Below are 11,021 nucleotides of genomic sequence, written 5' to 3' on the forward strand. Positions count from 1 at the left end.
ATTGTTCATATGTATAAAGATGAAAGAAAAATTATAAACACATGAAAAATAATAGATATCATATATATAGAAATATCTTGTTCCTGTTAACATTGCTGTTAAGCATTGTTTCAAAAGCACAAATTACACAAGGAAGTGGACAAATTAATACAGGTCAAACGTCTAATCTTAAAAATGCAGGAACAATAACCCTCGGTGGAAGTGGTAGCTACATTGTTGACGGTAATGGAACAAGTGGAGGAAATTTAACGGTTTTCTCAGGAAGCTCAATTGTTCTCAAACCAGGTTTTCATGCCAAAAAAGGAAGTACTTTTACAGCAAGTGTAGGAGAGTTGGATGTGCCAGACTTGACGCCTGCTCCAGAGTACAACTGGGTAAGCAGCAAAGTTTACAATGGAGATGGAAATGTGATTGCCGAGGGAAAAGAATTTTACGACTATTTAGGTCGTAAAATTCAATCTCAATCCAGAAACATTACCGACAATAAGATCATTGCATCTCAAATCATTTATGATGATAAGGGTAGAGCGGTATTGACAAGTTTACCGGTACCAATATCTCAATCAAAACTTACCTATAAAAATGGGTTGATTTGTAACAATATGGGGAAGAATTATTCTGTGACAGATTTTGATACACCTTCTACTCTCAATAATCCTGGAGCGGTAAATTCTAAAATTTCCAATTCGTTGGGATGGTACTACGGAAACCATAATACGCAAGAGGCATATGTACCTGCATCTAAATATCCATATACCAGAGTTGAATATAGCAAAACCCAGCCTGGGGTGGCAAGAAGATCTGCAGGAGTTGGAGAAGCCTACCATATGGGAAGTGGACATGAAGTGATGAGTTTTTCTATGCCGGCCTCTGATGAAGAGTTGGATGAATTGCGTAAAATGGATGGCGAAGTAGAGTATCAAAAACTAATTAAAACCATTTCGCAAGATGCTGAAGGGCGACATGCGGTAAGCTATGCTTCGGCCGATGGTAAGAATATTGCAGCTTGTTTATCTGGAATTAGAGATGATGGAGTAGCAAATGTAACTAATGATGTTGAATTTAATATTGATGCCAATACAAGATATCTGGATATTCACATTCCGGAAGGAACAAACACCATTAATTTAACGAATGGGACTTACGATATCGTAAACCTGGTAAATGATCAGCAAATTGTGAGCGGATCGGTTATTAACGGCAATTATACCTTTTCTTCTTCAAATCTGAACAAGGGACGATTTTACAGGGTAAGGTCAAAAAGTGGTGCGTTCACACTTACTCAAAGTATCAACTATTATGGGCATGCTTTTAATGTGTATGATAAAGTTGGTCGTTTAAAAAAGTCTTATTCGCCGAAGGTGGTTGCTGAGAAGAATGCTTCGATGTGTTCAACTTATAAATACAATTCGCAAGGCTGGTTGATTAGCACAACTTCCCCCGATCAAATCGGAGCAACTTATTACAGGTACAGAAAAGATGGGCAAATAAGATTCTCTCAAAATCCTTTGCAAGCGAGTAGAGGAGAGTGTTCTTATACTAATTACGACGATTTTGGACGACCAGAAGAATCTGGTGTTTTTAATTATGAGCAAGCAGGAGTTTCATTTACTAGTATAAATGCTGACACTTATAATCCAAGTTCACATTGTTCTGAACAAACATACACCATGTATGGCAAGGCTGATACCCAGTTGCCAAATGTGAATGGACTTAAGCAGAAGTTCATGTTGGGGAAAGTGTCAAAAACATGGACTGGTAAAAAAGAAGGGAATGGTCCGGAAGATTGTATTACGTGGTATTCTTACACCTACGATGGCAATGTAGCATGGGTAATTAAAAAAATCAATGGATTAGGTGGCAAAACATTCTCTATTGAATACGATTACGATTTTACCGGGAATGTAAAATCGGTGATTTATCAACGTGGTCAATCCGATGAATTTGCACACTACTATGAATACGATGCAGACAATCGCCTGGCGGTGGTAAAAACCAAAGCTGCATCAGAAAGTTCAGCGAAAACGCAAGCCAAATACCATTACTACCAACACGGACCTTTAAAGAGGGTAGAGTTAGCCGAAAACCTCCAGGGAATCGACTATGTTTATACCATCGATGGTGCACTAAAAAGTATCAATCATCCCAATTTGGATAGCAAAGATCCTGGGAAAGACGGCTATTCGGGCTCTCACTCTGCTTTTAAAAAGGACGTATTTGCTTTGGGCTTGGATTACTACAAAGGTGATTATTTGCGCAGTGGAACCTACATCTCTTCAAATTTAGGGACTAATTATACAGGTAATATCCATGCCCAACGTTGGAAAACAAGGTTGAATGGAGTAAATGCTGGCGATGTACAAAACCTGTACACCTACGAGTATTACAAAAACAACTGGATGAAGCAAGCCACATATGGTAGCTTTAATCGCGCAAATGGTAGTGCCAATTTAGGGAACGATTATAAAGTAACGATTCCTAAATACGATGCCAATGGAAACATAGTAAAGTTGAATAGAAATGCTTATGGTAGTCAATTGGAAATGGATGTATTGACATATCATTACAGTACAGGTAAAAACCAATTGGATTACGTACATGATGCACAGGATCCGAGTTCTTTAATGGATATTGACTGCCAATCATCTGGCAATTACACATATGATGAAATTGGACAAATGACTGGCAACAATCAGGACAAACATTATTTTGATTACGATGTTACTGGAAAAGTAACAGCTGTGTACTCCAATTCTGCTAGAAGTAATGTGATTGCCAAGTATAAGTATGACGATAGAGGTTTCCGAATTAAAAAAGAAACTTCACATGGCAATACCTGGTACATTCGCGATGCTTCGGGCAATGTTATGGGCATTTACACCCAACCTACTTCTTCTGGTAATATTGCATTAAAAGAGTTAGCTTTGTATGGCAGTGGACGAATAGGTTTGGCACAGGTAAACGCATCGCAAACCAACTATGTGTACGAGTTAGCCGATCATTTGGGTAATGTACGTGCCACGGTACAAAAAGAAAGCAATGGTTCTTTGAAATTGATAAGTGCGGCTGATTATTATCCTTTTGGGATGATTATGCCAAACCGTTCAACAACGCCTGGAGAATACCGTTTTGGTTACCAGGGACAGTTTGCCGAGAAGGATGAGGAGACTGGTTACAATCAGTTTGAATTGCGTTTGTGGGACGGACGTTTGGGACGTTGGTTAACTACCGATCCTTATGAACAATTTCATTCTCCATATTTAGGTATGGGAAATAGCCCGCTTATGGGAGTTGATCCTGATGGTGGTGATTGGTATACGAGTTGGTTTGGAAAAAAACAAAAGGCATTTGAAGGAAGTGGATTTGTTTTTGGATATAAAAGAAATATGAATGGATCATATATGTTACCAGAAGCAAGTGCCATAGGCAGAAGGATGGCTATGTTCAAGCAATGGACCCCTAATTGGGCGCAAAAAATAGAGTTACAGATGGAAGCAAATGAAAAAGGCAAAATTTTAGATAATTTGGTTTATAAACTTACATATTCTGTAGCTGATGATTTTTACGTGTGGGGAACACGTAACTTCACCTCTAATGCAAGACATATATCTGGTTTTTTAGCTAATGATAATGAGGTTAGAGAGTCTGGATTTTCAGCATTTACGACTGCAGCTTCTATGGGGTATAGTCAGTATTTTAAAGGAATGAAGGGATTGAAACAAAGTGTTGATTCGTATAGACCTTTACTTTGTAAAAATTCGACTAAACATATAACAAAAGGAAGTAGACAAGTAATGATGAGAAGACACAATATGAAATTAGATCAAAATCCAAATTTATGGACAGATTTTAAATCATTCTTAGGGGATATAGGTAATTTTGATAAATTTTATAAAACTATACAAAACGAATAACATGCATATTTTTTCAGTAGCATTTTTTGGTGCAATTATCAGATTTGTTTATTTATTTGCTAAATATTTAATTTTTAAAAAACCAAAACCATCTTTTGAAGAGGTTTATAAAAATGATGGGAATGCGTGGTTAGGAACATGGTTTTTAATTGTTTTGCTTATAATATATTATATAGTAAATCATATGCATTAAATCCTCTGATGGTCCCAGTTGACCGCTAGTTCGAGTCTGTGACTCGGACTCTGCGTAGCAGGTCATCGGAAAGTAAAATACAACCCACTTGCATAAAAAATGTGAGTGGGTTTGTTTTTATAGCCCCTAGATGGTACGAGTTTGCACTGTCTGCTGGTGCGAGTGTTTCACTCGTATCTATTTTCAAAGAAAATAATTTAAAATTAGCCCACTTGCAATAAAATGTGAGTGGGTTTTCTTTTTATGATATATGGTGTAAATTAGATTTTACATGTGTTATGAATAATCGGTATGAATCTGTGTAATTCGTAGTTCTAAATCCTTCCTCACCACTCAGAAGTTTCAAAGCAAAGCTAAGAAATCCCTAAACAGGATATAAAAAAGGTAAACCACCAATCAGAAAGCCTATTCTAGCAGGAAGGAATGACACTTTGTCTGAGCAAAATGATTCCTCACCATTCTGAAATGACACAATAGCAGTTAGAAATGATAAAATAGTTTAAAGAGAAGCTACTCTGCAGGTAGAAAGTATTGAATTCATCATTGATAAACTTAGTGCAGTAGGGCAATTTTTCCGAATAGGTTAAATATCGCGAATTGTTCATTTCATGTATTTGCATAATGAATAATTGAAGCTATTTTAACATCAAAGCTTTTACTGATCTGTTTTGTGGATTGAGTTGAGTAAAGAGAGATTTTTGAGTTTAAACAATCAAAATACTAGGATTAATTAAAATTTGTATAGATAAGCATATTTCTGTTGTGATGCAACATAAATATTACTACTTTAGGAGCGTTTTTGTTAATCAGTAAGTTTTTTGCTAACAATTGATTCTCTTGTATTTTGATAAGAGGAAAAATGAAGAAAGCATGCTTAAATTCTAAACCTAAAAATTAAAATTCTTGAAGAAATTATATTTATGTATTGCCAGCTTGTTATTCCTGGTTATAAACTTGGCTAATGCACAGGAGAAGAATCCCCAGGATAGTTTACAGCAAGTACTGGATAGTTTATCGGTAAAACAAATTCCAGCCTTAAATACCGAAGTTAACATTAGTGTAAATCGTGTTCGAATTGATGAATTCATGAGAGCCTTGGCCAACGATGTTGAACTGAATTTAAGTGTGCCCAATAATATAGAAATTTATGTGAGCAATAATTTCTCCAAGGTAAAGGCCAAGGATGTTTTGTTGTTTTTGTGTAAGGAGTACAACATGCAAATGGATGTAATGGGAAGCATAATAAAACTGCATGTACCTGTTGTTCCACATGTGCCAAAAGAACTCAATATTACTTACAATGCCGAAAACGAAAGTTTATCTTACGATTTGCATGCTACACCATTAAATGAGGTTGCCAAGAGCATTACCCAAAAAAGTGGCAAAAACATTGTATTAGCCTCGGGATTGGATGGGCAATCGGTTAGTGGATTTGTACAGGAAATGACCTTTAAACAAGCACTACACCAATTGGCCTTTTCGAATAATTTGCGTGTAAAACAGGAGGATAAATTGTTGTATGTAATCGATCATAAATTAATGAAACCTCAGCGCGGTGGGATGCAACAGGAATCAAAAGTGATAAGTTCCAATTTGAATTTAAACTTAAGAGCAGGTTCCAATCTTACTGTACATTCAATGGATAGCATTAGCATAGATGTCGACAATTATCCGATTGCGCAATTGTTTCAATATGTTGCACAAAAGGTAAACTGCAAATATTCTATTCTTAATCCTTTAAAGGACAATGTAAGTTTGCATGTAAAAAATATATCCTGGAAAGAATTTTTGTATCATCTGTTTAAAGGAAGTAAAAGTACTTATAAGTTTCAGAAAGAAGTTTGTTTCGTAGGAGATAGGGCTAATCCAGAATTAAAGAGCATACAATTAATTCCATTGCAATACCGATCGGTTGAAAAATTGACCGAGAATTTTCCAGCCGATTTATCAAGAGGATTAAATATTAAAGAATTTGCTGAGTTGAATAGTTTGGTGGTAATGGGAGATGCCGAACGAATTTTTGAATTCGATTTGTTTCTGAAGAAGGTAGATAGACTGGTTCCTGTGGTACTGATTGACGTAATTATTATGGAAGTAACAGATACCAAAGGGGTAGAAACTGGTATTGAAGCAGGTTTAAGTAAAGAGAAGGTAGAAACTTCGGGCAAGGTATTGCCTGGTGTTGATATGACATTGAGCTCATCATCGGTAAATAATCTGCTTAGTGATTTGGGATTGACCAGTTTGGGAAAGGTGTCGTCAAACTTCTACCTAAAATTAAAGGCCATGGAAACCGAAGGGATGATTGATTTGCGATCTACACCTCGTTTGTCAACGCTTAATGGACATGAAGCTACATTGGTAATTGGGGAAACAGAATATTATCGCGAAGAACGAAACGATTACTATGGTACTCAAAATCCGCAACTATCCAGTCAAACCATGTACAAACCTGTTGAGGCGGAACTAAAAGTTGTGATCAAACCCTTCGTATCCGGCGATGGGAACATCACTTTGGATATAGATGTAAATCAATCGGATTTAACCACTCGTATCTCCGAGTTTGCACCTCCGGGGAAAGTAACTCGTCAGTTTAAATCCATGATCAGAATTGGCAACCAGGAAACCATTTTATTAGGAGGTTTGGAAGAGAAGCGAAAGAGCAAAACGGTTAGTGGAGTTCCGTTACTTTCCAGAATCCCCATTATCAAATGGTTCTTTTCAAGTCGCAAGCATGAGAACAAGAAGAGCAAGCTGAATATTTTAATCAAGCCTACTATTATCGGATAAGTAAATTCAAACGAATGAAGAAAAGAATTACAGAATGGCTTTTCGGGAAACAAACTTTCGGGGTATCACTTGTGTTGAAATCAGGCGAAGATTGGAAGGTAGATTTGGTGGAAATTGAGCGAAGTAGAAAAGAAATCAAAATCGTTGATAAAGGAGAAGCCATTCGAACTACTGAAGATCTTTGGGCAAAATTACCTGCTCATGCGAAAATTAGTTTGAATTTATCGGGTGCCGGCATTTTGATCAAAGAGGTAGACACCGATCAATTGGAACATGGAATTGCAAACATTCTACCCAATGTGAAACCTGAGGAGTTTATTTTTCAGACATTAAACTTAAAGAATGACAAGTCGGTTGTTGCCATGATGAGGAAAGATTTGCTTTCCTCCATTGTAAAGGAATTCTCACAAAGAAACATTTGGGTGATTGATCTTTGTTTGGGTCCTGTTGGTATACAAATCATAGGATCCTTATTTGCCAATAATACGGAACAGATACACTTGCCTGGAATGAAATTGGGCATTGAAGAAGGGGGATTTACACATTTCAAAAAATCGGAAGAGCGATATTCGGGCTATTATTCTGTTGCAAAAGAGGATTTACAATGGAATCAACTGCTTCCATTTGCAGCAGCAGTATCGTCGGTGGCTACAGTTCACACAAAGAATCAGGCAGACGAGATAGCTACAATATCTAAAGAATTCTTCGCCCGTCAGGTGCTTCGAAAAGGAGGCTTTCTTGCTTTAATGCTTTTGTTTCTAATGGTCTTAATCAATTTTGTAGTATTCGATTCATTAAGAGGGAAACAAGCTCAACTTTCATCGCAGGTCGAAACTGGAAAAAATCTGTTGATAAAGTTGGATGCATTGCGAAATAATTTTTCTCAAAAGGAAGATTTTTTAAAGAAAAGCGGTTTGAATAAAAGTAGTCGTTTAAGCTTTTATGCCGATAGATTAGCCGCCGATTTACCTTCTGATGTAAGACTCACTTTGATGGAGATCAATCCTATGATCAAAAAAATCAGGAAAGGGAAGGAGATTAACTTTGGATCTGGATTGATTATGGTAAAAGGAGAAACCATGCACCCTTTGGAATTAAACCGATGGATTCAGAATTTGAAAACGGAAAAATGGGTGGCTAAACTCGATAAGCAGGAGTATCTCTTGAAACAGAAAAACAAGCCAGCCGAATTTGTAATCGAAATTAGTGTACAATGAAGTGGAATAATTTTACATATCAAAGCAAAATGAAGCTTTTGCCAATTGTATTGGTTCTGGTATTTCTTTTGGTGTATTCATTAACCGTTTCCAATACCATCGACTTATCAAAACAAGTAAAGCAATTGGAAAATCAGGTAGAGAAATTGGGCGATGCACCTTTGCAGGTCCAAATTTTAAAAAAACGATTGGAAGAGATAGAAGAACGCATTGGAAATCATTCAGGAACAATAACACAGGAAGATATTTTTGATGAGTTATCGATTTATTGCAAAAGGAATGGACTTACCATGAGAGAATTCCCTGTGCCACATGAAGTATCGAAAGATGATTATAAATTGCAAACCCATCAGGTGGAATTAGAAGGATCGTTTAAAAACTTGCTAAAGCTATTGTACTTTCTGGAACAGGAAACCTATTTGGGCAAAGTTGCAGCTACAAAATTTTTATTAAAAGAGGACAAGAGAATCCGAGAGGAATACCTGAGCCTTACGATATTTTTACAAACAGTGAGGTAATGTTTTAAAGACCTCATTGTTTTTAAGTGTACTTACAAATGCTAGTTATTTAAATAAAAACATATGCGCAAACAATATTATTTATTACCGCTTATTTTAATAGCCATAATTTATTCATGTAGCGATTTTACCGAAGAGGATATAGAAAATGATAAGCTAACTCTTTTAGGTCCTGCAGATGGAGTAAGCACCGAAACACAAACTCTTACCTTTTGGTGGGATTTTGTAGAAGGTGCCGATTCTTACCGCTTACAAATTGCCGATCCAAACTTTGAAGGCATTGTTCGTTTAGAGTTGGATACTTTAGTTTCCAGCAATCAGTTTGAACACACGCTCTATCCAGGGGATTTTGAATGGCGAGTGCGTGCAGAAAATTCAGCTTATACTTCTGAATATTTTTCCAGGAATTTAAGCATTCTTGAACCTGTTGACATTACCAAACAGAAGGTGGTTTTGGTTACACCTGGCAAAGAGGCTAAGGTGAATCAAAAACAAATCGAATTCAAATGGGATGAATTAAAAATTGCCAATGAGTACCAATTCGAGTTACACCAAGACGATTGGTCGGGCGAGGATATTATGGATCCAAAAGTTCTTGCTGAAACCAAATTAACATTGGAATTGGAAGAAGGAAAGTATGCTTGGGGAGTGTTAGCCAGGGATTCAGAGAAAAAAGAGGAAACACCATTTACCTATAGAAACATTGTGGTTGATTTAACAGAGCCTAATTTGCCAACATTGTCAGCTCCGGCCAATAATGCCAATGTAAACGGATTGAGCCAAAGCTTTAGTTGGAACCATAGTGAAGAGAATGAATTGACGGATGTATCATTTGTTCTTCAGATATTCTCCGATAAGGATTTAAAAACTTTGGTGGCTGAAAAATCTACCTCCCTAAAAACTTACGACTACACTTTTACTGAAACTGGAACTTATTACTGGCGAGTAAAAGCCATGGATGAAGCAGGTAACGAAAGTGAATATTCATCATCATTTAGTTTTAGCATTGCAAATGAATAACAAGAAAACAATGTACATATTGTTGCCATTGGTATTGGTGCTTTGGGGTTATATCATTTATCGATTTGTTGAACAGGCCAATCCCGAATTAAATTTTGCCAATTCAGAACCTCCACCATTGAAGTTTAATTCGAATAAAGTAGAGAAGAAATCATATCAATTGCTTTTAGATTATCAAGATCCTTTTCTGAGGTCAACAAATGTAAAAAATGAACAAGCTGATGATATACACAATGAGAATCAGAACCTGGTGAGAAGATTACATGCCTGGAATTGGCCCAACTTTACCTACAGTGGCTGCATACGAAATCATAAAAAGGTGGTGGGGCTCTTGCAAATCAATTCGAGTAACCTACTGGTTCAACAGGGACAAGTATATCATGACTTTAAAGTGTATCAACTTTATTCCGATTCCATAATTATGGAACGGGAAGGAGAGAAAAGGACCATTGTAAAACATCGAAACTAAAATTTAGCATGAAAAAACTACTATTTATATTTTTTATTGTATTGATTTCAAATGTTGTAAATGCACAAACAAATGGTGCAACTGTTGAAGCTGGAAAATGGTATCGTATTGCCCAGAACTCAGGTAATAGAGCAAACGCTCGATTCATTTTATGGGATCATATTTCGAGTGGAGGACACTCTACTCTTGAGTTTAAGATTGGAACTTCTTACAACTATAGAAATGGAATTAGTTTTTCATTAATTAATCACAATTATTATCACCAGTTAACTTTTACAAAAGTTAGGGTTTTAAATAAGGATACTTACGATCCACAATATCTCGAAGTTTATGTCGTTAGATCAGGAAATGTGAATTATTCTATGTTAGATAATGTACAATCTTATGGTTGGAAAGCAGTAGGTTGGTCTAAAGGTACTATACCTTCTGGATATATTTCTTCAGAATATGATGTGAATTATTTATTTGCCATTGGAGATTCACAGAATAATTTTGTTATTGAAAGGAAAGGTAATGTTGGCATCGGCATAACCAATCCAAATTATAGATTAGACGTTTCTGGAACCATAAGAGCCCAAGAATTAAAAGTAGACATGCAAGGTGCCGATTTTGTATTCGAAGAGGATTACCAACTTCGTTCCTTGGAAGAAGTTGAAAACTTTGTGCAAGAAAACAAACACCTGCCTGATGTTGCGCCAGCAAAAGAAATGCAAAAGAATGGTGTGAATCAATCTGAAATGAATCAAAAGCTATTGCAGAAGATTGAGGAGTTGACTTTGTATACCATAGAACAACAAAAGCAATTAGACAAGCAAAGTAAATTGATAGAACAATTATTAAGCAAGCAAAAATGATAAAAAAGGTTTTAACTATTAGCTTGGTACTTATTTGTACAAGTGC

The 11,021-nt window shown here is 36.3% G+C and carries 7 protein-coding genes; all 7 read left to right on the forward strand.

Going from position 1 to position 11,021, the window contains the following annotated elements:
• The first annotated feature begins 41 nt into the window (after positions 1-41).
• The 7 genes from DF185_RS22645 (at position 42) to DF185_RS22680 (ending at position 10,975) form a co-directional block, all read left to right on the forward strand.
• Positions 42-3,914 carry an RHS repeat domain-containing protein gene (locus tag DF185_RS22645; RefSeq protein ID WP_110363996.1) on the forward strand — a complete coding sequence of 1,291 codons (3,873 nt, stop codon included), beginning with the start codon at positions 42-44 and terminating at the stop codon, positions 3,912-3,914.
• A 1,096-nt stretch (positions 3,915-5,010) separates the two neighbouring features.
• Positions 5,011-6,897 carry a type II secretion system protein GspD gene (locus tag DF185_RS22655; RefSeq protein ID WP_110364000.1) on the forward strand — a complete coding sequence of 629 codons (1,887 nt, stop codon included), beginning with the start codon at positions 5,011-5,013 and terminating at the stop codon, positions 6,895-6,897.
• A gap of 14 nt (positions 6,898-6,911) precedes the next feature.
• The gene (locus DF185_RS22660) at positions 6,912-8,114 is read left to right on the forward strand and encodes a hypothetical protein (RefSeq protein ID WP_110364002.1); all 1,203 of its coding nucleotides are present in this window, start codon (positions 6,912-6,914) and stop codon (positions 8,112-8,114) included.
• Positions 8,111-8,632 (forward strand): hypothetical protein, encoded by a 522-nt coding sequence (locus DF185_RS22665; protein ID WP_110364004.1) that lies wholly within the window; start codon positions 8,111-8,113, stop codon positions 8,630-8,632. Before DF185_RS22660 ends, DF185_RS22665 begins: the two co-directional genes overlap by 4 nt.
• Positions 8,633-8,695: 63 nt before the next feature.
• Positions 8,696-9,652 carry a cupredoxin domain-containing protein gene (locus DF185_RS22670; protein ID WP_110364006.1) on the forward strand — a complete coding sequence of 319 codons (957 nt, stop codon included), beginning with the start codon at positions 8,696-8,698 and terminating at the stop codon, positions 9,650-9,652.
• Complete coding sequence (locus DF185_RS22675; protein ID WP_110364008.1) at positions 9,645-10,121, forward strand: hypothetical protein; 477 nt, start codon at positions 9,645-9,647, stop codon at positions 10,119-10,121. Before DF185_RS22670 ends, DF185_RS22675 begins: the two co-directional genes overlap by 8 nt.
• A gap of 8 nt (positions 10,122-10,129) precedes the next feature.
• Positions 10,130-10,975, forward strand: a complete 846-nt coding sequence (locus tag DF185_RS22680) for a hypothetical protein (protein ID WP_110364010.1) — start codon at positions 10,130-10,132, stop codon at positions 10,973-10,975.
• Positions 10,976-11,021 lie beyond the last annotated feature (46 nt).

The organism is Marinifilum breve, assembly GCF_003202155.1.
Classification (GTDB): Bacteria; Bacteroidota; Bacteroidia; order Bacteroidales; family Marinifilaceae; genus Marinifilum; species Marinifilum breve.